Origin of the sequence: Pontibacter mangrovi (assembly GCF_006385705.1) — a bacterium.
GTDB classification, from domain to species: Bacteria; Bacteroidota; Bacteroidia; order Cytophagales; family Hymenobacteraceae; genus Pontibacter; species Pontibacter mangrovi.
Window position 1 is genome coordinate 1 of the sequence record NZ_VFRQ01000025.1, and the last position, 1,793, is coordinate 1,793.

The 1,793-nt window shown below is 55.9% G+C and carries 1 protein-coding gene; it reads left to right on the plus strand.

What is annotated here, in order from left to right; genetic code table 11:
• Window positions 1-479: 479 nt before the first annotated feature.
• Window positions 480-1,793 (plus strand): group II intron reverse transcriptase/maturase (gene ltrA / locus FJM65_RS21050; protein WP_140456477.1); only part of this gene is annotated, 1,314 nt, incomplete at its 3' end.

Here is a 1,793-nt window from a genome sequence, read left to right on the forward strand (position 1 = left end):
GTGTGCGCCCAGTATGGGCACTTGATACTAAAGGTATCAAATTATTCCAGAGGGTGAAAGTCCCTTACAGGCGAGTTGGTGAAGCCTGTTAGCAAGCCGCAAGCTGGTTCGTCGTGAGGCGTGCAGTGAAGAAAGCGAGACTGCAAAATCCGGTACTGACGAACAGAAACTGCATAAGAGGCAGGGAGCCGTGGGTAAGCAAGCACACCTTTGCAATGCCCCTGGCCAACTAACGGCTCTGTGTAGATGCAGCAGGAATCGGAGGAAGGAATGTGCTCTTACCTGGGGAGGTCTCCCGGTGCCGTGAACACAGGGAGAAGTCAGCAGAGGTCATAGTAGGTAGTGGAAACGAGCCGGGAAGCCCCCGGAGGCCTCACAAGCTACTCAAGGACCAAACGTTAAGTTTTCCCAAATTAGGCAGGGAGGCCCGGCCAGCCCTGCCTTAAGCGGGAGAAGAGATTACAAGTAAGGTAGTAAAGATGATAGAGAAGGTACTCCACCGGGGCAACATGCTCAAGGCATACAGGCACGTGCTGGCCAACAAAGGTTCGGCCGGCGTGGACGGTATGCGGGTGGATCAGCTGGCCCAGCACCTGAAAGAAAACAGGGACGCCATCGCCACCGCCATCTGCAACGGCAGGTACCTGCCTTCTCCCATCCTGGGGGTAGAGATACCCAAGAGTAACGGCAAGAAACGCCTGCTGGGCATTCCCACCGTCACCGACCGGGTGCTGCAACAGGCCGTGAACCAGGTGCTAAGCCCGCTCTTTGAGCTGGAGTTCACCGGGCACAGCTACGGCTTCCGCCCCAACCGCAACGCCCTCCAGGCCGTGCAACAGGCGCACCGATACATCCACGAGGGCTATCAGCATATCGTGGACATCGACCTGCAGAACTTCTTTGACGAGGTGGACCACTGCCTGCTGCTGCAACTGCTTTACCGGAAGGTAAAATGCCCCCTTACCCTGCGCCTTGTCCGAAAATGGCTCAGGGCTCCCATCCTTATGAAGGGGAGACTGGTCAAGCGCCGGAAAGGTGTGCCACAGGGTAGCCCGCTCTCACCGCTGCTTTCTAATGTTCTGCTCCATGAGCTGGACAAGGAGCTGGAGCGGCAGGGGCTGCGCTACGTGCGCTATGCCGACGACTTCAGCGTCTACACCAAAAGTGAAGAGACAGCCCGAAAGGTAGGCAACGCTGTGTTCCTGTTCCTCAGGAACAGGTTAAGGCTACCCATCAACAGGGAGAAGTCAGGCATCAGACGACCTGTGAACTTTCAAATACTGGGTCACGGCTTCGTGCCCACCTACAGGAAAGGCGATAAGGGCAAATACCAGCTGGTAGTGGCAAGGAAGGGATGGAACAGGTTGAAGCAGAAGCTCAAAGCTATCACCCGCAAAACCACTCCCTGCTCTTTTGAGCAGCGTATCCGGGAACTGAAAGAGGCGCAGCGAGGCTGGGTCCACTACTTCCGTATGGCAAGTATACAGGGCAAGCTCAAAGACATCGACAGCTGGATACGCAACAGACTCCGGCACTGCATCTGGCATGACTGGAAACGTCCGGAACGGAAAAGGAAAAACCTGATCCGACTGGGCGTTCCAAAGTGGCAGGCGTACGCCTGGAGCAGGACCAGGAAAGGAGGCTGGGCCGTGGCTCAAAGTCCCATCCTGATCACGACGGTAACGGTGAAACGACTAGTACGAAGGGGATACGAAACAATGCTCGACTACTACAAGAAAGTAGCTCCACAACTTAACGAACCGCTGTATGCGAGACCCGCTTGTACAGTGGTG